This window comes from Pseudarthrobacter raffinosi, from assembly GCF_023913735.1.
Lineage (GTDB): Bacteria > Actinomycetota > Actinomycetes > Actinomycetales > Micrococcaceae > Arthrobacter > Arthrobacter raffinosi.
The window spans coordinates 18702-42250 of sequence record NZ_JAMXBH010000013.1; the positions used below are offsets into that span (position 1 = coordinate 18702).

General features: G+C 62.2%; 23 protein-coding genes. 6 read left to right on the plus strand and 17 right to left on the minus strand.

The window, feature by feature from the left end; all coding sequences use genetic code 11:
* Positions 1 to 12: 12 nt before the first annotated feature.
* From NG698_RS13285 to NG698_RS13325, 9 genes are all read right to left on the minus strand, one after another.
* Entirely contained in the window at positions 13 to 1518 is a 1506-nt protein-coding gene (locus NG698_RS13285) for a CoA-acylating methylmalonate-semialdehyde dehydrogenase (RefSeq protein ID WP_308293039.1), read from the minus strand.
* Between the two features lie 534 nt (positions 1519 to 2052).
* The gene (locus NG698_RS13290) at positions 2053 to 2391 is read right to left on the minus strand and encodes a DUF202 domain-containing protein (RefSeq protein ID WP_308293040.1); all 339 of its coding nucleotides are present in this window, start codon (positions 2389 to 2391) and stop codon (positions 2053 to 2055) included.
* Between the two features lie 2 nt (positions 2392 to 2393).
* Positions 2394 to 2744, minus strand: a complete 351-nt coding sequence (locus NG698_RS13295) for a YidH family protein (RefSeq protein WP_252610281.1) — start codon at positions 2742 to 2744, stop codon at positions 2394 to 2396.
* Between the two features lie 38 nt (positions 2745 to 2782).
* Positions 2783 to 3766: a formylglycine-generating enzyme family protein gene (locus tag NG698_RS13300; protein ID WP_252610523.1), complete on the minus strand. Its 984-nt coding sequence runs from the start codon at positions 3764 to 3766 to the stop codon at positions 2783 to 2785.
* A 196-nt stretch (positions 3767 to 3962) separates the two neighbouring features.
* Positions 3963 to 5531 carry a choline-sulfatase gene (gene betC, locus NG698_RS13305; protein ID WP_252610283.1) on the minus strand — a complete coding sequence of 523 codons (1569 nt, stop codon included), beginning with the start codon at positions 5529 to 5531 and terminating at the stop codon, positions 3963 to 3965.
* A complete protein-coding gene (locus NG698_RS13310) occupies positions 5521 to 6243 on the minus strand; it encodes an aspartate/glutamate racemase family protein (protein ID WP_252610285.1) in 723 nt (240 codons plus the stop codon). The genes betC and NG698_RS13310 overlap by 11 nt, the downstream gene beginning before the upstream one ends.
* A gap of 71 nt (positions 6244 to 6314) precedes the next feature.
* Positions 6315 to 7844, minus strand: a complete 1530-nt coding sequence (locus tag NG698_RS13315; protein ID WP_252610287.1) for a tripartite tricarboxylate transporter permease — start codon at positions 7842 to 7844, stop codon at positions 6315 to 6317.
* A complete protein-coding gene (locus NG698_RS13320; RefSeq protein WP_252610289.1) occupies positions 7841 to 8347 on the minus strand; it encodes a tripartite tricarboxylate transporter TctB family protein in 507 nt (168 codons plus the stop codon). The genes NG698_RS13315 and NG698_RS13320 overlap by 4 nt, the downstream gene beginning before the upstream one ends.
* A 65-nt stretch (positions 8348 to 8412) precedes the next feature.
* Positions 8413 to 9399: a tripartite tricarboxylate transporter substrate binding protein gene (locus NG698_RS13325; protein WP_252610291.1), complete on the minus strand. Its 987-nt coding sequence runs from the start codon at positions 9397 to 9399 to the stop codon at positions 8413 to 8415.
* A 332-nt stretch (positions 9400 to 9731) separates the two neighbouring features.
* Between NG698_RS13325 and NG698_RS13330 the strand changes: the two genes are divergently transcribed.
* From NG698_RS13330 to NG698_RS13355, 6 genes are all read left to right on the plus strand, one after another.
* The gene (locus NG698_RS13330; RefSeq protein WP_252610293.1) at positions 9732 to 10442 is read left to right on the plus strand and encodes a GntR family transcriptional regulator; all 711 of its coding nucleotides are present in this window, start codon (positions 9732 to 9734) and stop codon (positions 10440 to 10442) included.
* On the plus strand, positions 10439 to 11032 hold the full coding sequence (locus NG698_RS13335; RefSeq protein ID WP_252610295.1) for a short chain dehydrogenase: 594 nt from the start codon (positions 10439 to 10441) through the stop codon (positions 11030 to 11032). The genes NG698_RS13330 and NG698_RS13335 overlap by 4 nt, the downstream gene beginning before the upstream one ends.
* 705 nt (positions 11033 to 11737) lie before the next feature.
* On the plus strand, positions 11738 to 13003 hold the full coding sequence (locus tag NG698_RS13340) for an NAD(P)/FAD-dependent oxidoreductase (protein WP_252610297.1): 1266 nt from the start codon (positions 11738 to 11740) through the stop codon (positions 13001 to 13003).
* A gap of 37 nt (positions 13004 to 13040) precedes the next feature.
* On the plus strand, positions 13041 to 13952 hold the full coding sequence (locus tag NG698_RS13345; RefSeq protein ID WP_252610299.1) for a dihydrodipicolinate synthase family protein: 912 nt from the start codon (positions 13041 to 13043) through the stop codon (positions 13950 to 13952).
* Positions 13949 to 14113 (plus strand): hypothetical protein, encoded by a 165-nt coding sequence (locus tag NG698_RS13350; protein WP_252610301.1) that lies wholly within the window; start codon positions 13949 to 13951, stop codon positions 14111 to 14113. Before NG698_RS13345 ends, NG698_RS13350 begins: the two co-directional genes overlap by 4 nt.
* Positions 14114 to 14125: 12 nt before the next feature.
* The gene (locus tag NG698_RS13355; protein ID WP_252610303.1) at positions 14126 to 15601 is read left to right on the plus strand and encodes a gamma-aminobutyraldehyde dehydrogenase; all 1476 of its coding nucleotides are present in this window, start codon (positions 14126 to 14128) and stop codon (positions 15599 to 15601) included.
* A 722-nt stretch (positions 15602 to 16323) separates the two neighbouring features.
* Here the strand turns inward: NG698_RS13355 and NG698_RS13360 are convergent.
* The 8 genes from NG698_RS13360 to paaA form a co-directional block, all read right to left on the minus strand.
* Positions 16324 to 16602 carry a cupin domain-containing protein gene (locus NG698_RS13360; protein ID WP_252610305.1) on the minus strand — a complete coding sequence of 93 codons (279 nt, stop codon included), beginning with the start codon at positions 16600 to 16602 and terminating at the stop codon, positions 16324 to 16326.
* A 400-nt stretch (positions 16603 to 17002) separates the two neighbouring features.
* A complete protein-coding gene (locus NG698_RS13365) occupies positions 17003 to 18376 on the minus strand; it encodes an MFS transporter (protein WP_252610307.1) in 1374 nt (457 codons plus the stop codon).
* Positions 18377 to 18534: 158 nt separating this feature from the next.
* Positions 18535 to 19326: an enoyl-CoA hydratase/isomerase family protein gene (locus NG698_RS13370; protein ID WP_252610309.1), complete on the minus strand. Its 792-nt coding sequence runs from the start codon at positions 19324 to 19326 to the stop codon at positions 18535 to 18537.
* A 20-nt stretch (positions 19327 to 19346) separates the two neighbouring features.
* The gene (paaE, locus tag NG698_RS13375) at positions 19347 to 20588 is read right to left on the minus strand and encodes a 1,2-phenylacetyl-CoA epoxidase subunit PaaE (RefSeq protein WP_252610317.1); all 1242 of its coding nucleotides are present in this window, start codon (positions 20586 to 20588) and stop codon (positions 19347 to 19349) included.
* Positions 20589 to 20597: 9 nt separating this feature from the next.
* Positions 20598 to 21128 (minus strand): 1,2-phenylacetyl-CoA epoxidase subunit PaaD, encoded by a 531-nt coding sequence (gene paaD / locus NG698_RS13380; RefSeq protein ID WP_252610319.1) that lies wholly within the window; start codon positions 21126 to 21128, stop codon positions 20598 to 20600.
* Positions 21125 to 22066 carry a 1,2-phenylacetyl-CoA epoxidase subunit PaaC gene (gene paaC, locus NG698_RS13385; RefSeq protein ID WP_252610321.1) on the minus strand — a complete coding sequence of 314 codons (942 nt, stop codon included), beginning with the start codon at positions 22064 to 22066 and terminating at the stop codon, positions 21125 to 21127. Before paaC ends, paaD begins: the two co-directional genes overlap by 4 nt.
* Positions 22063 to 22500 carry a 1,2-phenylacetyl-CoA epoxidase subunit PaaB gene (gene paaB, locus NG698_RS13390; protein ID WP_252610323.1) on the minus strand — a complete coding sequence of 146 codons (438 nt, stop codon included), beginning with the start codon at positions 22498 to 22500 and terminating at the stop codon, positions 22063 to 22065. Before paaB ends, paaC begins: the two co-directional genes overlap by 4 nt.
* The gene (paaA, locus tag NG698_RS13395) at positions 22497 to 23510 is read right to left on the minus strand and encodes a 1,2-phenylacetyl-CoA epoxidase subunit PaaA (protein WP_252610325.1); all 1014 of its coding nucleotides are present in this window, start codon (positions 23508 to 23510) and stop codon (positions 22497 to 22499) included. Before paaA ends, paaB begins: the two co-directional genes overlap by 4 nt.
* Positions 23511 to 23549 lie beyond the last annotated feature (39 nt).

The following is a 23549-nucleotide window of genomic DNA, read 5'->3' on the forward strand; positions in this document are numbered from 1 at the left end:
CGACGCCGGGAGTCAGTTCTGGGGAAAGCCCAGGTTGATTCCACCATGGCTGGGATCGAGCCATCGTGAAGTGATTGCTTTTTCCTGGGTGAAGAACTGGAAGCCCTGGATGCCGTAGGCCTTGGAGCTTCCGAAGATGGAGTCTTTGAAGCCGCCGAAGGAGTAGTAGGCCACCGGGACGGGGATGGGCACGTTGATGCCCACCATGCCCACCTGGACTTCGTTCTGGAAGCGCCGGGCCGCGCCGCCGTCGTTGGTGAAGATGGCTGTGCCGTTGCCGAAGGCGCCAGAGTTGATCAGTTCCAGGCCTTCCTCGTAGGAGCTGACTCGGACCACGGCCAGGACCGGCCCGAAGATCTCCTCCTGGTACACGCGCGAGGTCACGGGCACGTCGTCGATCAGGGTCGGGCCAAGCCAGAAGCCGTTCTCGTCGCCATCGACCTTGATGTTCCGTCCGTCGACCACTACCTTGGCGCCGTCGGCCTGTGCGATGTCGATGTAGGAGGCCACCTTGTCCCGGTGCTGCTTGGTCACGAGCGGGCCCATGTCGCAGTTGCGCCTCCCGTCGCCGACTTTCAGCGTTGCCATGCGCGTGGTGATCTTTTCAATCAGTTCGTCGGCCACGGGCTCCACGGCGACAACGACGCTGATGGCCATGCATCGTTCGCCTGCCGAGCCGAATCCGGCGTTGATGGCGGCGTCGGCGGTCAGGTCAAGATCCGCGTCGGGGAGGACCAACATGTGGTTTTTGGCGCCGCCGAGGGCTTGGACGCGCTTACCGTGACGGGCTGCGGACTCGTAGATGTACTGGGCGATGGGCGTGGAGCCGACGAAGGAGATGGCACGGACATCCGGGTGCTCCAGCAAGCCATCCACCGCTTCCTTGTCACCGTGCAGGACGTTAAAGACGCCGTCCGGAAGCCCGGCCTCGGTGAACAGTGCGGCCAGCCAGTTCGCGGCGGACGGATCCTTCTCGCTGGGCTTCAGGATAACGGTGTTGCCGGCCGCGATGGCGATGGGGAAGAACCAGAGCGGAACCATGGCGGGGAAGTTGAAAGGACTGATGATGCCAACGACGCCGAGCGGGGATTTGGTGGAGTAGACGTCCACGCCGCTGGAGACGTTCTCGGAGTGTTCGCCCTTGATCAGGTGCGGGAAGCCGGTGGCCAGTTCCGCAACTTCCAGGCCGCGGCTGATTTCACCGAGGGCGTCGGAGACGACCTTGCCGTGCTCGGAGGTGATGATTTCGGCGAGTTCGCCCTTGCGCTCGTTGAGGAGCTCACGGAAGCGGAACATGATCTGCTGGCGCTTGGTGATGGACAGGTCACGCCAGGCCGGGAATGCCTTGTGCGCGGAGGAGATCGCAGTCTCGATGTCCGCCTTGGAACCCAGGCTGACGGACTTTGTCTCCCTGCCAAGGGCGGGATCAAACACCGGAGCCACGCGGTCACCGGAGGACGGCGCCTCCTGGCCATTGATCCAGTGTGGGACAACCTGCAGTGCGGTGTTATCAGGCACAGTCTTCTCTTTCTTTGGTCATGGGGCGATGGAAATCATCTGTTTCCAACCTACGGCCGCACAGGCCTGGCCGAGGCTATACATATGTTGATTTGCACAGCATCCGAACAACAAACGTCCACGAGCATTTACGTTGCCTGCCGTCCTAGCATGAGGTACTGCCGCCAACACATTTATCGTTAGGGAAGACCATGAAACGCCGGGAACTCATCTCCAGGCCACGCCTCGCGTCCCGCGCCGTCACCGGCGCTAAGGTCAAGACGGCGACAGGCGAACACTGCCCCACAACCGGCTGGTGGATTCCTCAGGGAACTACCGAATCCCGGCAGTACCTCAGCGAGGGCAACCTCATGCCGGCAATCAAAGGGCAACCCACGATTTGGGTCGCTGCGTCAATTGAGGACAGCGCTACCCGACACCCAGGGAAGATTGCTGTTCAAGGCGCGCTCTGACTCAATCGGGCGAAACGGGGAAGTTGTTTCGTTCAGAGGAATCCGGTGCCGCCACGTGCTTCGGGCAAGGCCTACCTTTCCGTCATTCGCTGGCCACAATGAGGAGCCCCAGTGCGCCCAAGGCAACCCCCGCCAATGCCGTCCACAGCACCGCGTTGACATCCGCCTCGACCTTCTCCCGCTCAATTCCTTCAGAGGCAGTTCTATAGCGCCTCTTCTGCGTGAGGTAAATGGCCACGGCCGCGCCGAAGGACACAACAATCAGCACCAAAATGAGCAAGCCGTACCGCGGCAGCCATCGCAAGAAGATTGCGCTGGCTGTCACGAGTGCCATCATCGTTCGACCCCAGGCAAGAGTGGTCCGTTCAGGCTGCAAGCCCGGGTCCCCGTGCATGCAGTCCGGCCCACCGGTAGAAGACATGTTCAGCGCCAGAGAACAAAGACCACGACGACGGCCGCGACCAACGCACCTGCCCCGGCAAGCAACGGCACAATCAAAGGTATCGGCAGCGGCGCCTTGTTGCGCATGCTTCGCTCCACGCGGACCCAGCGCACGGCGGCACCAGCGCTGAGCAGCATCCCGAGCAGGAGCAGAATCACCGCAAGTCCCTTGCGCACCGGCTCAAGGAAGAGATCCGAGGTGAACGCCTCGATGGCGATGCCGCCCGCCAAGAGTGCCAACGAAGTGCGAACCCAGGCCAGGAAAGTCCGCTCGTTGGCCAAGGTGAAGCGCGGGTCGGGTTCGGTCCCCTCTGGCAGCAACCACTCCGCCATTCGGCCTCGTGCCGGCGGGCCCTGACCGTCAGGCTTGCTCACGCTGTTTCACCGGAGGCCTGGATAGTGGCGTTCCTAACGGCGGAGAGATGGACGGTCCTAAAACCGCAGTTGCCGCTGGAGGATTCGGGGGTGTTGGAGGTGCGTGCGGCGACCCGGTAGCGGTTGCAGTACGAGTCATGGCACAGGTACGAACCGCCGCGCATCACCCTGCCGGCACCGATGGTCGGTCCTGGAGGGTCGTCTCTGGGTGAATTGCGGTAATACTTGGGAAGGAACCAGTCATTGCACCATTCCCAAACGTTTCCAGCCATCTCGTACAGCCCGTAGCCGTTCGGCTGAAATGACTTTGTTGGGGCCGTGCCCAGATAACCGTCGGCGCGGGTATTGGTCTTCGGGAAAGACCCCTGCCAGATGTTGCAGCGGTGTTCATCGCTGGGCGTGAGGTCGTTTCCCCAGGCATACCGCATTCCCGGAAGACCGCCCCGGGCCGCATACTCCCACTCTGCCTCGGTCGGCAACCGGCGGCCGGCCCAGCGGCAGTATGCCAAGGCGTCATTGTGTGACACATGCACGACCGGGTGCGTGGCGACGTCCTCCCAGCGGGAACGTGGGCCGGTCGGGTGTGCCCAGTTCGCGCCGCGGATATTCAGCCACCAGGGAGCACCGGCAGCGGTGCCGAGGACATCGGCCCCGGTTGCCGTGGATAGCAGATGAAAAACGGCGGAGGAACCGTAATGTTCGGCCTCTGTCACATAGCCAGTGCCCTTGATGAATTCCGTAAACATGATATTTGTGACCGGCGTTGAATCGATCTCAAACGGGTTTAGTTGCACTTCATGTACCGGTATTTCGCCGTCGGAGGGGTAACCCTCGCCGAAGGCGTCACCCATCTCGAATAGGCCACCCGCCAACTGGACATCATCATGCAGAGAGGAGCCTCGACGAGGTAGAGCATTCAGGCTGTCTGAGCCTCCGGAACCTGCTGACAAGGGCTTGCGCGAGGGCGTACAGCAGGGCATGCCATTCCCTTGATTTGAAAGGCCAGCGGACTTCACTTGATTCCTTGCTTCAGCTTGTTGGGTTAATGGGCAGGTTGTCCTCTGGACATCAGGCCACGCGAAGACCCTGCGCAGCATGAGGACGGGCCTACTGCTTCCCTCGGGCGTGGGCCGATGCTGTTCGTCTCACGCCCCAGGGAACGCCGGTGTTAGGGATTTAGGAGGCGGAGTGGGAGTGTGATGGTTTGCCGGCTTCCCTAGTGACGTATCCGCGTCGCTCGACATCGGGGAATGCATCGCCCGTGAGCACGAAACGCGAGGAGGCGTCGATAGTCGAACCCACCTTCCAATTCTGCGTTATTCCTAGGGAAAGGGCTTGGGTGACAAGTCGGCGGTCGTTCTGGCTGGCGATGATCTTCTCCCGCAAACCTTTGACATCGAAGCGTTCGAAGATCAGGTTCCGAAGGTGGTTCTCGATCTCGCTGTGCGCTATCTGCCCTGCGAGGTTCTCGAGCTCGAGGGGATCATTGCGAAGGTTGAACAGCATCGTGGGGTATGCCTCGCAGTAGACGAGTTTGTGGTCCCCGTCCCGGACCATGAACCGGGGCGCGACGGTGGCGTTGTCGTGTCCTTCGACAAATGCAATGGTCGAGATGGCAGCCTGCGTGGGGTCGAGCAGGCCCGGTGCGAGTGAGGACCCGTCCAAGGCGCTGCGGCTTTCACCGTCGGCGCCGGTCAGATCAAGCAGGGTGGGGAGTACGTCCACCAAGGAAACAGGCCCCGTGGTGGCGCGTGGCTGGATGCGTCCGGGATGGGAGAACAAAAGTGGTACGCGCACCGAGGGCTCAAAGAACGTCTTCTTGAACCACATCCCGCGTTCGCCCAGCATCTCGCCGTGATCCGAGGTGAAGACCACGACGGTGTTTTCCGTCTCCCCGGTCTCCTCCACTGCCTGGAGCACTTTGCCGATCTGGGCATCGACATAACTGATCATGGCGAAGTAGGCATGGCGGGCCCGGCGGGTCTCCTCCTCTTGGATGGTGTACTTGCCCATGCCGTTGACCTGGTAGACGAGCTTGCTGTGTTCGTCCAGGTCATCGAATTTGAGTGCCGGAACCGTTGGCATCGGGATCTGGGCCTCGTGGTAAAGATCGAGGTATTCCTGCGAGATGACAAAGGGGTCATGAGGTGAGGTGAAGGAAGTTGTCATCATCCACGGCCTCCCCTCCCGGGAACGGGCAGCATTAAGAATTTGCTGGCGTGCCAACAGAGCTACTTCTTCATCATGCTCCATCTGCATCGTCCAGACTGCGGCTCCCGAGTCCAAGACAGTGCCGACGTCGGAATTTCCAGCACCTGTTTCGTAGGCGTAGCGCGGAGCTTCCCGGTCCCAGCGGGGCGTCCAGGAAAAGTCGCATGGATACAGCTCGGGGGTGAGACGGTTTTCGAACCCATGCAATTGGTCGGGGCCCAGGAAGTGCATCTTACCGACGAGTTTGGTGTCATAGCCGGCGTTGCGTAGGTAATGCGCGATGGTCGGGACCGCGGCCGGAAACTCCGCACCGTTGTCGTAGGCCCCGATGTTGCTCGGCAGCCGGCCACTCATGAGCGACGCTCTCGATGGAGAGCACAAAGGGTACGCGCAATATGCCTCGGAGAAGCTCACGGACCGTTCGATCAAACCTGCCAGGTTTGGCGCCACGATCACACCTTGGGCGATTAGATCAATGCTCGCGGACGTCATTTGGTCCGCCATCAGGATCAGGACGTTCGGTCTAGTGGTCATGTTGCTCCTCAGGTAGATGGGGTCGAAAGGCCGGCGGCAGGCAAGCCCGGTGCACCATGGCGGCCATGGCAGTGAAGTCGAAGACAGGGAGGCCCGTTTCTTTGGCAAGGCGCCGGGCGTAGGGCGGGATATCGGAGCATTCGAGGACTAAGGCGCCGATGTCCGGGTGCTCTCTGAGCATGGAATTGACTTCGCCGAGCAGTTGATCCTCGAATGCCCGCGAGTCGAGGGCCGGCTTCTGCTGGGTCCGAATAACGTCGAGGAATTCAGGGCAGGCGTCGACGGCTGCGACTGCAATTCGCGTCGTGTCGCTGACGCCTGAGCGCGCGAGGAAACCGTGCTCAAAAATCCTTTCCCCGGCTGCAGTAACCACCCCCACACGGCGGCGGGGCCCAATCATCGCGGCGACCATCGGGATGAGCATAAGGGGAGATGTAAACACCGGCACATCCAGCTCTGCGGTCGCTTCTTCCTGAAAAATTGCGAAGAGCCCGCATGTCGTGGTGATGGCAGCCACACCTTGGTCCTGTAGTTCCCGCCCCGCTGCCAGAAACGCCTGAAGCGTATTGTCGTCGGGGCCGCCGACGTCAAGCCACCATCCAGGTTTTATCCGGGCAGTGGCGTAGCGCACGGGGAAGTCGAAGGTGGAAGGATTTGCCATGTTACCTTCGGCCTTGGGATAGCTCGAGTCAAGCTCGATGATGCCCAGCACGGGGGTGTCCGTTGGGTCAACCGCGGCGAGGACTGCCTGGGTTGCCTCCGTCGCATGACTGTTTATCCGCATCAGGAGTCACCTCCCCTTGTTGTGCTGAGTTCGGCGTCTTTGCGTCGCTGCGACGTTGCGCGGCGTCGGCGCAAGATGCGGAATCCCCAGTACGCGAACCCAAGAGCCATGAGCGCACAAATTGTTCCTGAAATGGGACGTGTCACGAACACTGAGAGGTCGCCGCGGGAGAGCAGGAGTGACTGACGCACGGCGGGCTCCAGAATAGTTCCGAAGACGAAACCGAGCACCAGAGGGCCTGCTTCGAATCCGGCCTGCCGCAGCAGGAACCCGATGATGCCGGCAGCGATTGCGATCCAGATATTGAACACATCGTTGGCTGCCGAGAAGGCACCCACCAGCAGTACCAGCATCGTGCCGGTGCTCATCAGCGAGGCCGGGACCTTGGCAACCTTCACCCAGACGCGTACGAGGGGGAGATTGAGGATCAGCAGGACGACGTTGCCAATGAACATCGAGGCTATGACGCCCCAGAAGATTTCCGGGTGCTCCGAGACAAGCGCGGGTCCCGGCGTGATGCCCTGGATCAACAGGGCACCAAAGATGACAGCCAAGATGGGGTTGGGAGGCAACCCCAGGGTCAGGAGGGGAATGAAGGTTGCCACCGCTCCGGCGTTGTTTGCAGTTTCGGGGCCGGCGACGCCTTCGATGGCCCCCCGGCCGAAGCGGCGTGGTTCCTTGGACAGGCGGCGCTCGAGCGCATATGAGGTCACCGCGGGCAGGTCCCCGCCGCCGCCCGGGATGGTTCCCAGGATGCTGCCGAGGACGCTGCCCCTGGCGATGGGTCCGGCAGAGCGGCGGAAGTCGTCTCGGGTGGGCATGACCTTCCCGACGCGCTCTGTCGCGGCCGTCGGGTTCTTTGTGATGAGGCCGTGCAGCATCTCGCTGATGCCGTAAACGCCGATGATGACGACGACGAGATTCAGTCCGTCGTACAGCTGGGTGACGCCGAAGTCGAACCTGGGGACGGCGTCGACGGGGTCAAGGCCCACGGTGGCCGCGAGCAGTCCAATGCCCGCTGAAATTACACCCTTGATGAGCGGGCCCTGGGTCATCGCGCTGACCATAAGGAGGCCCCCCACGGCGATTACGGCATACTCGGGCGGACCGATCTTGAGGCCGAATTCGGCAAGAAGCGGTGCGATGAGGACAAGGGCGCAGGTGGCCACAAGTCCGCCGATGAAGGAGCCGATCGCTGCGATACCAAGCGCTGCGCCAGCCCTCCCCTGACGGGCCATTTGGTACCCATCAAAGGTTGTCACCACGGAGGCCGATTCGCCTGGCAGTTTGAGAAGCACTGCAGTGATGGTGCCGCCGTACATGGCGCCGTAGTAAACCCCCGCCAGCATAATGATTGCCGTTGAGGGTTCCAGCGAAAACGTGAGCGGCAAAAGAAGTGCGACCGTGGGTCCCGGCCCTAATCCCGGTAGTACGCCGATCAGCATCCCGATGATGACGCCGATCAGGACGAAGAGCAGATTCACGGGAGTGAACGCAACAGCGAACCCACCCAAGAGTCCATCGATCACGCCACACCTCCGAATACCAAACCGGCCGGCAGATCTATGCCCAGACCCAGGATGAATATGAGGTTAACGGCAACAGTAAAAATAGCTGCCCAGATCAGAGAGTAGCGAATAGAGCACCTGTGGAGAACCTTCAACCAGTAAAAGGCCAGCAGCGCAGCCGCAACAGAAGTGCCAGCCATTACCATCAGCGGAGCAAAGAGCAGCAAAGGGATGACCGCAAAGGCCAGGGTTCGCCACTGCTGCCATGTTGTCACCGCTTCATGGCTTTCCATCTCAGCATCGAGACCCGGGACCAAGATAAGGACGACGCAGAGAATCATCACAACGACAGCCAGCGTTGCCGGCCAGAGGCCACTTCCCGGCTGCACAAGGCTACCCAGGTTATATCCAAGGGAAATGACCAGGACAGCACCAGCAACGGCCATGATCCCCAGTGTCACCGCGTGCTTCGCTATGAAGGTTCCCTTGCGCCGGGCAGGTGCGGAACTTTGGCTTTCATCCACAACATCCTCCTTAACACCCCTGGCGGCGTCTGCGAATAGACCGCTCAGGGTTTCAGGATGCACCCTCAGCCCTCGATCTTGATATTGAGACGCTCAATCATGCCCGTCACGGTCGTGGTGGCATCGGCAATCTGCTTGTCCAGCTCCGCCCCGCTGGTAACACCGGCCTTGTACACGCTGTTCTCCAGGAACGAGGTGAACTCCGTTGAGGCCACAGCCTTCTTAGCGGCACCCTCAAGGAGCTTGGCTACATCATCAGGGATCCCGGCTGGTGCAAGAAGCACTTCGCTCGCGGTGATGCTGGCCTGGGGGTATCCGGCCTCCTCGACAGTCGGCACGTCGGGAAGCTGCTTCACGCGCTCCGGCGTCGTAACGCTCAGGGCCTTCAGCTGGCCTGACTTGATATACGGCAGAGCCACGCCCACTTCAGCGGCCGTGGTATCCACCTGTCCGCCCAGCAGAGCTGTCACTGAGGGTGCCGAACCGTCGAACGGAACACCCTGAGCGTCGGTACCACCGGCGTCAAAAAGCGCAGCCTCCGCCAACTGAACCATGCCGCCGACACCTGGGTGGGCATACGTGAGCTTGTCGGCATCAAGCATGTCCTTCACCGAGTTCCATGGCGAGTCCGCACGAACAACCTGAACGAGACCGTAGGAAGTCTCCTCGGCAATGGGCTTGAAATCCGCCGAGGTGTAACTCGTTTTGCGCAGCTTCTGCTGTGCGGTAAACGCAAAACTGTTCGTCGAAAGCAGTGTGTATCCGTCAGCCTTTGCCTTGCTCACACCGTCGGTGCCAAGAACACCAGCGGCGCCGGGCTTGTTGTCGACGATGAAGGTGCCGCCCAGTTCCTTCTCGAGCTGGGACGCCATCTGGCGCGCGACGGCGTCACTGCCGCCGCCCGCACCGAAGGGCACCACGATTTTCACCGGGCTTTTCGGAAAGTCTGCACCGGCACCACCGCTGCCTTGGGTGGACGGGGTGCTGCAGCCCGCGGCCGCAAGAGCAGTGAGTACAAGTGCTGCAAGAGAGGGGATCAGGCGCTTTTTCAAGATGACTCCTAGTATGCGCATCGACTGATTGTCAGATGATCTGCATCTCATACTAGAGATGTTGATCACACGCAACAAGGGGTAAGGCAAAATTTGTTGTTCTAGGTTTCTTCGGCCAAGCCACACTGTGCACGATCGGGCTTCGTAAATCTGACGCGAACCAATCGGGCTGCGGTTCGGTTCGGCCTTACGCAGTAAGCGCGGGAGCCACGGGACGTTGTCCTATGGCTTTTTGGGCGTCCGGGCGGCTAGTCTATGGATGTACTTCGTCTGGCAATCAGCGAAGGAGTGCTTTGCGGTTGAAGCGGAATCGATCAAGAAATGAGCCCTCTGTGAGCATAGGAATCCCTCTTTCCACGCCTGGTGGCGTCGGGGGCCTCTCCCCCGTTGCATCTATCTCCCGCCGTGACGCCGTGATGAACGAAATCCGCCGGGGCATCGTCTCTGGGTCGATACGGCCGGGAGACAAGCTGACCGAGGTGAAACTGGCGACCATGCTGAGCGTCAGTCGACCGACCATCCGTGAGGCCCTGACCCAGCTGGCGCAGGAAGGACTGCTCGTCCAGGAACCATACCGCGGCCTAAGGGTCGCGACCCTGGATACAGGGGCCATCATGGACATCGCCAGGACACGCATGGCCTTAGACATGCTTGCGGTGACATCGATCCTGGACGATACAACAGGCCGGCGGATGAAGCATGTAGAAGCCAGCTGGGAAGCCTACGACAAGGTCGCTTTCGACCCGGACCCTGTCGTTCAACACGAAGCCCATATCGCTTTTCACCGTAGCCTCTGGGCAGCCTCCGAAAACTCGTTGTTGTTGCGGCTCTGGCCCGCCACCGAAGCCCACCTGACCATTGTTCTTGCCCAGGACCAGGCCAAGCGTGCAGATCCCGTCAGGGCCCACGAGGTACACGAACAACTTGTCAAAACGTTGAGAACAGGCGAGATCAAAGCAATTGAAGCAGCATTCGCCACCCACACGATCGACAGCGCGCTAGGTCTGATCGCACTGCTACAAAGCGAGGAACGGCAAGGATGAAAGTTCTGGTAATCGGAGCCAGCGGACGACTAGGCGCGGCAGCAGCCAGTGCCTTGTCTCAACACCACGAAGTCATCGAAGCCTCACGGTCAGGCGAGGTCCAGGTCGACCTTTCAGACACTGCCTCCATCGCCAGCATGTTTGAACGGATCGGAAGAGTTGATGCGGTCATAGCGTGCACTGGAGCAGTCCCGTTCAAACCTCTCGCGGGCCTGTCGCCGGACGATTTCCGAGCCGGGATCAACGACAAGGTTCTAGGCCAGGTAAACCTTGTCCAAACGGGCACACCTTACGTGAACGACGGCGGCTCGTTCACACTGACGACCGGTGTCCTAGCGCGTGAGCCGATCGTCACGGGAGTCGTAGCCTCCTTAGCCAACGGCGCCCTTGAATCGTTCGTAATGGCGGCCGCTGCCGAACTTCCCCGCGGGATCCGCATAAATGCTGTCAGTCCCTCAGTCTTGGAAGAAGCAACGGACTATCACTCTTACTTCCCTGGCTTTGTCCGCATTTCGAGTGAGGACGCAGGCCAGGCATATGTGAAGTCCGTGGATGGTATCCAGACCGGACGCGTCATCCCGCTCGGCTGATTCCCGCAGCGCTCCGCCGATGTTTGCTGGGTGTAGCCGGGCCAAAGCCATACGCTCGGTTGGTCAGCTGTTGGGTTGCCACCAGCGACAAGCTTCCGGTGGCTAGTACAGCGGACACCGGCTCAGTGCCCGCTGCCGACGGAGTTGTCGGAGCTGGCGTCCATTGGGCCGCCTGACGGGGCTCGGGAGGACACAGGCCGGCCACTTCACGGAATCCCGCCTTTGTTGTTGCTTTCATGCGCAGGGAACTACTTCACGACCGCCCGCGCGTCAAGAACGGGAATCGTGAAAGCAGCCTCAGATCCGGCCCTTTGGCTGGTCGCGTCTCCGTCGACGGCAATCGGTGTCATTGGATTTAGCGTCAGCAACCATCTCGGGACAACTGTTGGGCGCGGTTTGGCGCAGGATCCGCCCGACGGCCCGCAGCGCTCGGCCGCCGACATTTTATTTCAGGGAGCCTGAGAAGCATATCCGGGTCCGCCAGGGACTCGAGCCACACGTCGTGGCCGTCTGTGTAGTCGCCTGGCCGCACCCTGCCGAAAACCGACCCCCGGTTAATTTAGGGGGTAGACGCGGAGCGCAAATTGCCTGACAATAAAACGAACGGCGTATTTCGCTGTCACGGCACAAGGGAGCGCGTGCGCCTGAATTCGCTCCCTAAGCCGGGTTGACCGCCTGATGAAAACAGCTCAGAAAGGACCAAGTGTGCATACCGTTGTAATCGGAGGTGGCGTCATTGGTTTGACCACGGCCTACCATCTGGCCCGGGAAGGTGAGTCCGTTACCCTGATCGACGCCCGCGGGACTGGCCTCGGCGCCTCCGAGGTTAATGCGGGATGGATCGTTCCCGCCGAAGCAGCCCCCGTGCCTGGCCCTGGCGTGGTCCTGCAGTCCATGAAATGGATGCTTCGCCCGGACAGCCCGCTCTATATCCGCCCTTCGCTGCGTCCTTCTTTTGTGAAGTTCATGCTGGGCATGTGGAGCAAATCCAATGCCCGCGACCAGCGGGCAGGCTACGAGGCGCATCTCAGGCTGGCCCAGCACACCATCGAGACGTTCGACGAGTACCGTGCCGATGGCATCGACTTCGAGATGCATAACAACGGCCTGCTCATGGCGTTTACCCAGAAGGAGAACCTTGAGCACCACCGGGCCAATCTGGATTTGGTGCGCAAGTTCGATCTCGACCCGCAGGTTCTCGTTGGTGACGATGTCAGGAGCCACGAACCGCTTCTCTCTGACAACGTCTATGGCGGCATCTATTTCCCGAAGGAACGTCACGTTGACCCAGGAGCGCTGTGCCGTTCCCTGCACCGTCGACTCGGCGACATGGGCGTAGAGATTGTGGAGAACTCCCCTATCGATCTAGTCGACAAGTCCGACTCCAGCGTCACTGCCGTCCACAGCGGTGCCAGAACGTTCAAAGGCGACAAGTACATCGTCGCCGCCGGAGCCTGGACCGGTCCAGTGTCCAGGCTCTTCGGGGAGCCGCTCCCGGTCAGGCCGGGCAAGGGTTACAGTGTGGAAGTTGCGCCTTACGGCCTGCGTGGTGCCATTAACCTCTCCGACGCCAAGGTGGCCATCACCCCGTTTGATGAGCGGCTGCGGCTCGCCGGCACGATGGAATTCGGTGGCCTCGACGAGAAAATCAACCAGGTCCGCGTCGACGCTATCCTCCGGGCACCCAAGACCTACTTCCGCGGCTGGGAACCACCCACCGGGCCGGTTGAAGCCAAAGCAGGAATCCGCCCCATGACCCCGGACGGCATGCCCATCATCGGGAGCCTCGGCCGGCTGGCCAACACCTACGTTTCCACCGGACATGGCATGCTCGGCGTCACCCTCGCGCCCGGCACCGCCGCAGCCCTGACGGACCTGGTGCTGCGCGGCAAGCAGTCCACCGCCCTTGCTCCGTTCACAGCCGCCCGCTTCAGGGGCGGCCCGCGGCCGGCGCCACAGCCCGTCGCCTGACGCCCCAAATATCTCAAACCTCCCGAAAGGAACCATCATGTCCACACGCACCAAAGTCGAGCTCCGCGGAATCCTCGCCGCCGTCACCACCCCCTTCACTGCCGACGCAACAGCAATCGATGAAACTGCTCTGCGCAGCCAAGCGGAACGGCTGATTGCCGCAGGCATCCATGGCCTGGTGCCCACCGGCACTACGGGCGAGTTCACCACTTTGTCTCCGGAGGAATACCGCCGCGTCATCGAACTGTACGTCCAGAGCTCAGCAGGCCGCGTACCCGTCGTCGCAGGCATCGGGGCGCTCTCCACCCAAGGCGCCATAGACCTGGCGCAGCACGCAGAGAAGGTCGGAGCCGACGCCATCATGCTCGTCCCACCGTTCTACGATCCGCTGGACTTCGAAACCCTGCAGGCCTTTCTGACCACCGTAGCCGGCGCCATCTCCATCCCTGTCGTTTACTACAACGTCCCCGGTGCCACCGGCATCCGCCTCTCGGCCGCGGAGCTGGCAGAACTGGGAGAGATCGAAGGCATCGACTACATCAAGAACACTTCCGATGACGCGGTTGCCTTGGCGGACCTGCTCGCCTCCCGCACCGACAACATCAAAGCATTCAACGGCTGGGACACCCTGACCTTCTTCGGAATTGCCAGCGGAGCCGAAGCATCCGTGTGGGGAACGGCCAGCGTCGTGCCTGAACTCGCCGTCGAATTCTGGGAAACCCTCGCCGAGAAGGGCGATCTGGTCCGTGCCCGGGAACAGTGGAAGCACCTGTGGGCCATCAGCGACTTCCTGGAGTCCGTCAACTACGTTGCCGGGATCAAGGCCGGCCTCGAACTCATCGGCCACCCCGCCGGTCCCGCCCGCTTCCCCATCCAGCCGCTTCCCCAGGCAGAGCGCGACCGCTTCGCCAACATTCTGCGCGAAGCCGGAGTCATCCCGGCATCATGACCAACAAGCTGTGGCCCGACGCCATCGAGCCGCAGGTCGAAGATGAGCCCGGACGGATCCTGAGATCCGCCACCGGGCTCGTCTTAGGCGGTTGCTTCCAGCCCGGATACATCCGCGGCGACATGGGCACCCCAGAAGGCTTCACCCGATTCGACCACTGAAAGCAGGAACCTATGAGCCAGTTCATCAACGGCATCCACCGAGAGAGCGTCTCAGGGGAGAAATCAGACATCATAGATCCATCCACCGGCTCGACCGTCGCAACCGTGACCCTCGCAGGAAGCGACGACGTCAAACTCGCCGTACTGGCAGCCCGCGAGGCCTTCCCGGCATGGTCAAGGGCAACGCCCGGCGAACGCTCGGGGCTTCTCACCAAATTCGCCACAGTTCTGGAAGGCCGCGCTGAGGAAATCGCGCAGCTTGAAAGCCGGCAAGCCGGAAAGCCAATCCGCCTCACCCGCGAATTTGATGTCCCGGGGACCATCGACAACGTCTCCTTCTTCGCCGGCGCCGCACGGAACCTCGAAGGCAAAGCCACGGGTGAATACTCCCCGGACCACACCTCCTCCATCCGCCGCGAGGCCATCGGGGTCATCGGTTCCATTTCGCCGTGGAACTACCCGCTGCAGATGGCTGCCTGGAAAATCCTGCCCGCCATCGCGGCAGGCAACACCATTGTTCTCAAGCCCGCAGAAATCACCCCGCTGACCAGCATCCTCTTCGCCGAGGCCGCCAAGGAAGCAGGGATTCCGGACGGCGTCATCAACATCATCACCGGCCGCGGTTCTACCGCCGGTGCCGAACTGATGCGCCACCCCGACGTCGACATGCTCTCCTTCACCGGGTCCACAGCGGTCGGGCGGCTCGTCATGGAAGCGGCAGCCACCACCGCCAAGAGGCTCCATCTGGAACTGGGCGGCAAGGCCCCCTTCGTCGTATTCGATGACGCCGATCTCGAGGCCGCCATCCACGGCGCCGTCGCCGGCAGCCTGATCAACACTGGCCAGGACTGCACCGCCGCCACCCGCGCCATCATTCACCGGTCCCTGTACAAGGACTTCGTGGACGGGGTGGCCGAGCTCTATTCGAAGGTCCGGCTCGGCCCCACCCTGGATCCGGCCACCGACCTCGGACCACTAATCTCAATGGACCACCGCGACAAGGTGGCCGGCATGGTGGACCGGGCCCACGGCTACGCCCGAGTCCTGGGCGGCGGAATCCCCGGCGGCGAACTGGCGGCCGGGTCCTACTACGCCCCCACGCTCGTCGCTGACGCACCGGCTGACAGTGAAATCGTCCGAGACGAAGTCTTCGGCCCCGTCCTCGCCGCCATGCCTTTCGACGACGACAACGAAGCCATCCGGCTGGCCAATGACACGCCATACGGCCTCGCCGCTTCCGCCTGGACCAAGGACATCTACCGAGCCCTGCGCGCAACCAGCGAAATCCGCTCTGGCTGCGTGTGGGTCAACGACCACATCCCAATCATCAGCGAAATGCCCCACGGCGGAATGAAGGAATCCGGCTTCGGCAAGGACATGTCCACCTACTCAATGGACGAATACACCGTGGTAAAGCACGTCATGTACGACCGCACCGGCATCGCCGCGAAAGACTGGCACCGCACCATCTTCACCGCCACCCAGTAAGGCCCTCCCTCCGAGATCACCTGTCCGAGGGTGAATTAATCTCTCAACTCGCTTGCTGTGCCAGCCCCAATGGTTGTTCGTCGAGAGCAGGCTCGGAACCAAACAACAGTTCTATGGCCTCACCGATCGTCCGGGAGGGCCAATGCGGCAAAGGCCCGCCCCGGACGAACCCCGCTGCCGGCGCCCTAGTCGTGAGCACAGACCGGCGAACAACAACACACGACATCGGCCTGGCCGGATTTAGTGGAAGGAGAATTTACTATGTACTCCAGCCCTCGACGGAAGGCACTTTGGACATCCGTGCAACCCGGGGACATACTCACACTCAGCCGTCTCGGCATTCCCCTCCACCACGGCATCGTCGAGGACCGGACCGAGGATGGTGTGATCATCTGGATCAAGGATGACCTAGGTGACCGACGCTTGTTTCATATGGACGACGAGTACAGCTTCGAAGTTTCCAGTAGCGTCTACTAGTAATGCCGCACCAAGTAATGCTGACAGTGGCGAACCCCAACGGTCAAAGCTTCAAAGTTCCGTTACACAAAGAACGGCCGTCACAAACGACAGTCGACTCCATGCCTTCTCAGCAACAGTGGCACCTCTGCGACTCTAGCTTCCATAAGGTCCGTTATCGGCCAGTCGAAAACCGGCCGAGGGAGAGGCTTCAAAAGGCAACGCGTTACCGCCTGTCCGCTTGCATCTAACTTGACGCAGAGTCACTACATCTGACGCATTCTCATCGATTGTTCATTACATCTGTCTATGGTTCGGGCCGTGCGGCTGACCTGAAGTGAAGTACCTGCTACCTCGCAGAGCTGCATTGCACCAAGGTCCTGGCTGATCAACCGGCCTCGAAACTCGTCGACGTCCCGCGCCTTGGCGTCCAGCGGCACAAACGCTGTGTTCACGGCTTCCCGCCAAGCATCAAACTGTTTCCTTGACGCCAGTTCACTTCCGTCAAAAAACGGCGGACGGCTGATAATCATTGCTTCGGACATCTAAATCCTCCACCTAAAGATTCGTGCCAGCTCCGCTGTCATGTCCCGGTTCACTGTTGGGGACTGCAGGTTGATTGTCTGGAACCGCGCGTTCAACCACGCGCAAAAAGAGCACTTACAAGGTGCCACCGCCTGCGAGCTCATTGTCTGCCCTAATCCAGAAGCCTTGGTTCGCTCGCCCTGGGCCTGCTGGACACCGCGCAGACGGTCATTTGGCCCTTCATCAAGACGCCGGCAATCTTTTTAGCCCAGCGAACCCGGGACCCAACCGGCAAGAAATGCCAGCCAGCGACGCTGTGAATCATGGTTCACGCTCATCCGGCAACTTGGTCAAGAGAAATTCAACGCCCCCTCTGCCAGAGGCGTGAGGATCGCTCAAGACAGTAGAAGGAAATCTATATCACCGGAGTCTGTGAGTCCCGACATTCGAGGGCAAGGCCTCAGTGGTGGCTCTGACGCCGAGCGGGTTGCCCTTTGTCTCCTTGGCCAGCAAAACCCCGACAGCCGAAATGACGCACAGGATCATGATGTAGATGCCGATGGATCCGGTCCATTTGGTGCTTTGCAGCAGAGTCTCGGCAATGGTTGCGGCGAAGGCACCACCGAGGATGGCACCGAAGGCGTACCCGATGGAGATGCCCGAGTAGCGGACATTGGCCGGGAACATTTCGGCGTACATCGCCGACATGGGGCCGTAGGAAAGGCCGAGGCCGATGGTCAGGACGAAGAGCGCCACACCGTAGAGCCAGATGTTCCTGGTGTCGATCAGGGCGAACATGGGGATCATCCAGGCGAAGATGATCGCGTAACCGATCAGGAACGTCTTGACCCGGCCGATCCGGTCTGAGAGCCAGCCGCCGGCGAGCGTGAAGATCAGCCAGCCGAAGGAGGCGAGGGTGGTGGCTAGCAGGATTTCCGGGACCGGCATCTTCAACGTCCTGGTGGCGTAGGAGATGAAGAAGGCAATCAACAGGTAACCGGCAGCGTTGTTGCCGATGAAGATCATTGTCGAGTACAGAACGGGCAGCTTGTGGTTCCGAATGAGCACGCCGAGCGGCGCCTTGCTTTCTTCCTTGCGGGCCGCCATTTCCTTGAAGACCGGGCTCTCGGCAACAGCGCGGCGGATGAGGTAGCCGACGGCGATCAGCACGATGGACAGCAGGAACGGCACCCGCCAGCCCCAGGATGCGAAGTCCTCCCTGGACATGTTCGAGTTGAGCACGAACAGCAGGCCCGTGGCGAGAATCATGCCGATCGGAACACCGATCTGCGGGTACGCGCCAAACAGGCCGCGCTTGCTCTTGGGCGCGTGCTCCACGGCCATGAGTGCCGCTCCGCCCCATTCACCCCCGGCTGAGAAGCCTTGGATGATGCGAAGGAGGATCAGCAGGACCGGTGCCCAGAAGCCGATCTGTGCGTAAGTGGGCAGCATGCCGATCAGTGCCGTGGCGGCACCCATCATGATGAGCGTGAAGACCAGCATTGCCTTGCGCCCCAGGCGGTCACCCAAGTGGCCGGCGACGATGGCGCCGAGCGGGCGGAACAGGAAACTGATGCCGATCAGGGCGAAGGACAGGATCTGCGCCAGGCCCGGGTTGGAGTCATTCAGCGGGGCAAGGAACAGCGGCGACAACAGCGTCCCCGTCAGCTGGGCAAAAATGAAGAAGTCATACCACTCGATGGTGGTGCCCACCAGGGTCCCTGCGAGGACTTTTCGTTCCTCGTGCTTGCTGCTGGGGCCCATCTCTGAGTCGACGCGTGAAGTTGCGGTCATTGGAACTCCATGGCTGGGGGCAGCGGTGCTGCCAAGGGGTGATGTGAAGCTATTTACTGATCGAACGTTCAGTTACTTCAAAATAGTACTACGGATGTGTCGTGGAACACACCTATAACTTTTCGCGCTTGGGCCGTCGCCTAAACCGCTCATACCCGCTAGTGCGCGGCCACTCCGTTGAAAACCGGCGCCCGCTTTTCCTGGAACGCGCGGAAGCCCTCGGCGTAGTCATCACTCTTGCAGAGCCGCGCCTGCTCGGCGTTCTCCTCTGCCATGGCGTCCCAGAGGCCCAGGCGCTGGTCGCGGATGTGCGCCACCAACTCCTTACTGGCGTTGAACGCCCCGGTGGCACCCGAGGCCACGTTGGACACAATCTCCCGTGTGCTCGGCAGAAGGTCATCCGCCGGCATGGCTCGGCTGAACATCCCCCGCGCCACGGCCTCCGCCCCCGATATCAGCTCGGCCGTGTAGATCAGGTCCAGCGTCCGGTGCATGCCCAGCCGCTCGGTGAAGTACCAATGCCCGCCCGAATCCAGGGTGGCGCCCAGCTTGGCGAACGGCGAGCCGAACTTGGCGTTCTCCGCTACGTACACGACGTCCGTGGCCAGCAGCAGGCCCAGTCCGACGCCGAGGCACGCACCCTGGGCCGCGGTGAACGTGGGGACCGGGAAGGCACTCATCTTCTTCAGCAGCGGCTGCACCAGCCCGGCCAGATAAGCTTCGGCGTCGTCACTTTCCGGGGTGACGTTCTGAATGTCCCGGCCGGCACAGAAGGCGCGGCCCTCTCCCCTGAGCAGCAGCGCCCGCACCTCACCTCGGGAGGCGGCAGCAGCGGCGTCGTCGTACGCCTGTGCTAAATCCGCGAGTGCGTGCTCGTCCAGCGAATTCAGCTTGTGCGGCGCGTCCAGGACCACTTCGGCGACGTTGTTGGCGATGGAGAGGGAGATCATGGGGCTCCTTAGTTAGGAATCTAAACGTCGAAGTCGACGGTGACTTCCTTGCTGGTGGGGTGGCTCTGGCAGGTCAGCACGTATCCCTTGTCCAGTTCATCCTGCTCCAGGGCGTAGTTCTCGTCCATGGTCACGGTGCCGGTGACCACCTTGGCCCGGCAGGTGCCGCACACTCCCCCGGCGCACGCGAACGGCACATCCGGCCGGACGCGCAGCGCAGCGTTCAGGATGGACTCGCGGGCGTGGGTGGGGCTGGCCACGTCGCCCTGCAGGCCGTCCAGTTTAAACGTGATCTTGTACGTCTCCTTGGACTCGTCAACCATCACGGGCCGGCCGGCGTGGCCCTCCGGACGGTCCGGCTTACCCGAGGTAAACAGCTCAAACCGGATGGTGTCCGGGCTGACGCCGCGCTCGGCCAGGGTGTCCCGGCACAGCTGCACCAGCTCGAACGGGCCACACAGGAACCACTCGTCCACATCATCAGCGTGGATGGCGGTGCCCAGCAGCTGCCGGAGCTTTTCGGCGTCGATCCGGCCGCTGAGCAGCGGCGCGATCCGCTGTTCGCGGGACAGCACGTGGTGGATGGCGAGGCGCTGCGGATACTTGTCCTTCAGGTCCGCCAGCTCCTCCAGGAACATCACGTCCATGGCGGCCTTGTTGGCGTAGATCAGGTCGAACCTGCTCTCCGGGTTGGCCGCCAGCAGCGTCCGGGCGATGGCGATCACCGGGGTGATGCCCGAGCCCGCGGCAATGGCGACGAAGCTGGCCTCACCGGTCGACGCGATTTCCCCCGCAAGTTCCTCCGGGTGGTTCATGGAGTTCATACGGTTTTGCTCCACCGCCTTGCCATCCCGGCCGTGCTTGGACACAAACGCGCCCATCGGGCTCATAACGTCCAGGGTGTCCCCCGCCTTCAGCTCCGCGTTGGCCCACGTGGAGAACAGCCCGCCCAGGTCCTTCTTCACCGCTACCCGGATCTCGCTGCTGCCGTCCGCGAAGCTGCGCGGTTCCGCGCAGATGGAGTAGCTGCGCCGCACCTCGTGCAGCTCGCCCGTCTCATCCGGCAATTTGGTGCGCAGGGCCACGTACTGGCCGGGCAGGTAGTCGAACTGGCCGGCGAGCTCTTGGGGTACACCGAACATCACCTCGATGGCGTCCTCGGTCAGCCGGCGCACCTCCGCCACGGCGAGGGTATGGAAGGACGGACGACGGCGGCCGCTGGCTAGCGCCGATTCGGCGGCGGTCTGGCGGACAACAGGCATGGGGCTTCCTTACAGGACTTTGAAGTAGTCGAACGGTTCCAGGCAGTCCTTGCACACGTACAGCGCCTTGCAGGAGGTGGATCCGAAACGGGTGAGTTCCTTGGTGTTCAGGCTGGAGCACTGCGGGCATTTGACCGCCAGGCTCAACCGGACAGGGCCCGAGCGGCCGCCGGCGGCGGCGCGTCCGCTCGGGGCGGCTATGCCGTATTCCTGCAGCTTGGCCTTGCCTGCGTCCGTCATCCAGTCGGTGGTCCACGCCGGGGCGAGCACCAGCTCCACCTCGACGCTGGCGTAGCCTTCCTTTGCGAACGCGGCTTTCAGGTCATCCCGGATGGCGTCCATGGCCGGGCAGCCTGAGTACGTGGGCGTAATGGTGACACGGACGGCGTCACCAGTGTTGTGTTCCTGCGTCACCCGTACGTGGCGGAGGATCCCCAGATCGGCGATGGTCAGCACGGGGATCTCCGGATCGCACACTGTGGCGGCGATGTCCCAGGCCCGCTGCCGCGCGGTGACCTTTTCAGTGATCACGGCAGTCACCAGCTTGCTCCGGGATACTCGCGGGCCAGCACCTGCATCTCGGCGAGGATGTAGCCCAGGTGCTCGGAGTGCTTGCCCTGCCGGCCTCCGCCGGGGGCGGCCGGCATGTCCGGCACCTCCAGTTCAGCTTCCGCCAAAATTTCCCCGGTGAGGCGGTCAAAGTCCTCCCTGATGCTGGAAGGCGCGACGGCGGCGCCTGACTCCGCGAGGCGGGTCACCAGGGCATCGTCCTCGAAGAGTTCGCCGACGTAGGGCCAGACGAGCTTCAGGCCGTGGATCATCCTCTTGCGGGATTCGTCGGTGCCGCCGGCCAGGCGCAGCACCCACTGGGCGCTGTGGTCCCGGTGGTAGTCCACCTCTTTCACAGCCTTGGCGGCGATGGCCGCCAGCGTGGCATCCTTTGATTCGGCCAGGCGGCGGTAGAGCTCGAACTGGTAGTAGCTCACCACGAATTGCCGGGCGATGGTCACCGCGAAGTCGCTGTTGGGCTGCTCAAAGAGGTGGGCGGAGCGGAACTCGTGCTCGCGCCGGAAGTAGGCGAGCTCATCCTCGGTCTTGGCGCCGCCGTTTTCGCCGAGGGCGCCGCCGGCGTAGGTGAGGAAGGACCGGGCATGGCCCAGCTGATCGAGGCCGATGTTGCCCAGGGCCACATCCTCTTCCAGCTCGGGGGCCCGGGAGATCCAATGCCCCAGCCGCTGCGCGAGGATCAGGGCGTCATCGCCCAGGCGCAGCGCGTACTCGGCCACATCCTCTGTGGGTTTGGCGAGGCCGGAGCGGACCTCGAGGGCAATGTCCTCCGGGCGGAGGGCATTGCCAGGGGTGATGCGGGTGGCGCTGGCGTTACTGTCGCCACTTCCCGTTGGGGCTGCCACACCGGTGGAGATATCACCGTGGCCGTGCGTCTCTGTTGCTTCGGTGTTTGCTCCGGGGGTGCTCACAGGTGCTTCACCCCTTCGCTCTTGGTGTAATACGTGGCGTGCCGGTAGTCCTTACCCTGCGGGGACTCGAAGAAGGAGCCCTTGGAGTCCGGATCGCTGGCGGCAATCGCGTCGGCCGGGACCACCCAGATGGATACACCCTCGTTGCGGCGGGTGTAGAGGTCTCGGGCGTTGCGCAAGGCCATGGCCGCGTCCGGCGCATGCAGGGAACCGGCGTGGACGTGGCTCAGGCCGCGGCTCGACCTGACGAAGACCTCCCACAAGCCCCACCCGGTGCGCCCGGTTGGCTGGGTTTCGACAGGCTTGGTTTCGACAGGCGCTGGGGAGTCGGTGGGGACCGAAGCTGTCTCAACGACCGGACTCGCCTTGGGCGCCTCGCGGTTGATTTCCGTGGCTGCGCTGGCCGGGACTTCCGGGTTGCCGTGGGGACTCATGCTGCGTATTCCTTCTGCTTGTTAACCTGCTTGGCTGCATACGCGGCCGCTGACTCGCGGACCCATGCGCCGTCGTCGTGCGCTTCCCTCCGGCGCTCAAGGCGCTGGGCGTTGCAGGGGCCGCGGCCGGCGAGGACTTCCTTGAACTCGTTCCAGTCCAGCGGGCCGTGCTCCCACTTCTTGGTGTCCTCGTTGAAGCGGATCTCGCTGTCCGGGAGGGTGAGGCCCAACACGCGGACCTGCTCCACCATCATGCCCACGAAGCGGCTGCGGAGTTCATCGTTGCTGAAGCGCTTGATGTTCCAGGCCATGGACTCGCGGGAGTTGGGCGAATCGTCATCCGGCGGGCCGAACATCATCAGCGCCGGGGCGTACCAGCGGTTCACGGCGTCCTGGGCCATCTGCTTCTGCTCCGCGGTGCCGTTAGCCAGTTCGAGGAGAATCTCGAAGCCCTGCCGCTGGTGGAAGGACTCTTCCTTGCAGACGCGGACCATGGCGCGGCCGTAGGGGCCGTAGGAGGCGCGGCACAGCGGCACCTGGTTACAGATCGCGGCACCGTCCACCAGCCAGCCGATGGCACCCATGTCCGCCCACGTCCGGGCCGGGTAGTTGAAGATGGACGAGTAGCGGGCCTTGCCGGCGATCAGCGCGTCCATCATCTCGTCGCGGGACTGGCCCAGAGTCTCCGCGGCCGAGTAAAGGTACAGCCCATGGCCGGCCTCGTCCTGGACCTTGGCCATCAGGATGGCCTTGCGCTTCAGGCTCGGTGCCCGGGAAATCCAGTTGGCCTCCGGCTGCATCCCGATGATCTCCGAATGCGCGTGCTGAGAAATCTGGCGCAGGAGGCTCTTGCGGTAGTCGGCCGGCATCCAGTCCCGCGGCTCGATCCGCGAATCCTCCGCCATCACGCGGTCAAAGTTCGCCTGGCCGTCTGCGTCGCGCTGGGCTGCGGCTTCCAGTTCTTCCGGGGACAGCTCAGCGGGCACTGACTGCAGATTCTGCACTGCCATGGTTGCTCCTCTTGCAAAGGCCTTTCAAAGGCACTCAAT

What these genes read in the sequence shown, in the direction of transcription:
- NG698_RS13300 (WP_252610523.1), bottom strand. Translation starts at nt 3,766, where the DNA reads ATGCCCTGCTGTACGCCCTCGCGCAAGCCCTTGTCAGCAGGTTCCGGA.
- NG698_RS13345 (WP_252610299.1), top strand. Translation starts at nt 13,041, where the DNA reads ATGTCCACACGCACCAAAGTCGAGCTCCGCGGAATCCTCGCCGCCGTC.
- NG698_RS13290 (WP_308293040.1), bottom strand. Translation starts at nt 2,391, where the DNA reads ATGTCTTCTACCGGTGGGCCGGACTGCATGCACGGGGACCCGGGCTTG.
- NG698_RS13365 (WP_252610307.1), bottom strand. Translation starts at nt 18,376, where the DNA reads ATGACCGCAACTTCACGCGTCGACTCAGAGATGGGCCCCAGCAGCAAG.
- paaE (WP_252610317.1), bottom strand. Translation starts at nt 20,588, where the DNA reads ATGCCTGTTGTCCGCCAGACCGCCGCCGAATCGGCGCTAGCCAGCGGC.
- NG698_RS13360 (WP_252610305.1), bottom strand. Translation starts at nt 16,602, where the DNA reads ATGTCCGAAGCAATGATTATCAGCCGTCCGCCGTTTTTTGACGGAAGT.
- paaA (WP_252610325.1), bottom strand. Translation starts at nt 23,510, where the DNA reads ATGGCAGTGCAGAATCTGCAGTCAGTGCCCGCTGAGCTGTCCCCGGAA.
- NG698_RS13355 (WP_252610303.1), top strand. Translation starts at nt 14,126, where the DNA reads ATGAGCCAGTTCATCAACGGCATCCACCGAGAGAGCGTCTCAGGGGAG.
- betC (WP_252610283.1), bottom strand. Translation starts at nt 5,531, where the DNA reads ATGACCACTAGACCGAACGTCCTGATCCTGATGGCGGACCAAATGACG.
- NG698_RS13295 (WP_252610281.1), bottom strand. Translation starts at nt 2,744, where the DNA reads ATGGCGGAGTGGTTGCTGCCAGAGGGGACCGAACCCGACCCGCGCTTC.
- NG698_RS13350 (WP_252610301.1), top strand. Translation starts at nt 13,949, where the DNA reads ATGACCAACAAGCTGTGGCCCGACGCCATCGAGCCGCAGGTCGAAGAT.
- NG698_RS13335 (WP_252610295.1), top strand. Translation starts at nt 10,439, where the DNA reads ATGAAAGTTCTGGTAATCGGAGCCAGCGGACGACTAGGCGCGGCAGCA.
- NG698_RS13370 (WP_252610309.1), bottom strand. Translation starts at nt 19,326, where the DNA reads ATGATCTCCCTCTCCATCGCCAACAACGTCGCCGAAGTGGTCCTGGAC.
- paaB (WP_252610323.1), bottom strand. Translation starts at nt 22,500, where the DNA reads ATGAGTCCCCACGGCAACCCGGAAGTCCCGGCCAGCGCAGCCACGGAA.